Origin of the sequence: Candidatus Nitrosarchaeum limnium BG20 (assembly GCF_000241145.1) — an archaeon.
In the GTDB taxonomy this organism is placed as follows: domain Archaea; phylum Thermoproteota; class Nitrososphaeria; order Nitrososphaerales; family Nitrosopumilaceae; genus Nitrosarchaeum; species Nitrosarchaeum limnae.
Genome location: NZ_AHJG01000141.1, coordinates 1 through 543, shown reverse-complemented (window position 1 = coordinate 543; position 543 = coordinate 1). Strand labels below are relative to the sequence as shown.

Genomic DNA, 543 nt, shown 5'->3' with positions numbered 1-543 from the left:
TTCTTGGATAATAGATACGCTTGAAGATAATAATTATCAATATGATAGTAGCATAGTTCCTGCAAAAACAAAGTTATATGGAATAGATAATGCAGAAACTAAACCATATAAAATTACAAGCTCCTCAATAGAGAAAAACAATCCGGATGGAAAGATACTAGAGTTTCCTCTTTTGGTAACAAAAATTTTTGGAAAAACAATACCTGCCGCAGGTGGATTTTACTTGAGAACTTTGCCATTAAAAATAATTGAAAGGGCAATAAGAAAATACAACGACGAAAGTATTCCAGCCACTTTTTACATTCATTCTTGGGAATTAACACCAGAGTACATGCCTAAAATACCACTATCATTGATGGACAGTTTCATAACATATCATAATCTAAATTCAACATTTTCTAAAATGGATAAAATTTTAAAGAAATTCAAATTTACATCTTTTGAACAATATTTGAAAGGCAAATAACAATTGTCTCAGGCAGAAATCTGATTTTTAATTAGTTCAAAGGATTCATTTAGTGTCAAAAATTTAAAACCATTCTG

General features: G+C 29.3%; 1 protein-coding gene. It reads left to right on the top strand.

Features of this window, described 5'->3' with window-relative positions:
- Positions 1–466: DUF3473 domain-containing protein (locus tag BG20_RS04625; protein ID WP_010191518.1), on the top strand; the 466-nt coding region annotated here is incomplete at its 5' end.
- Between the last annotated feature and the right edge of the window lie 77 nt (positions 467–543).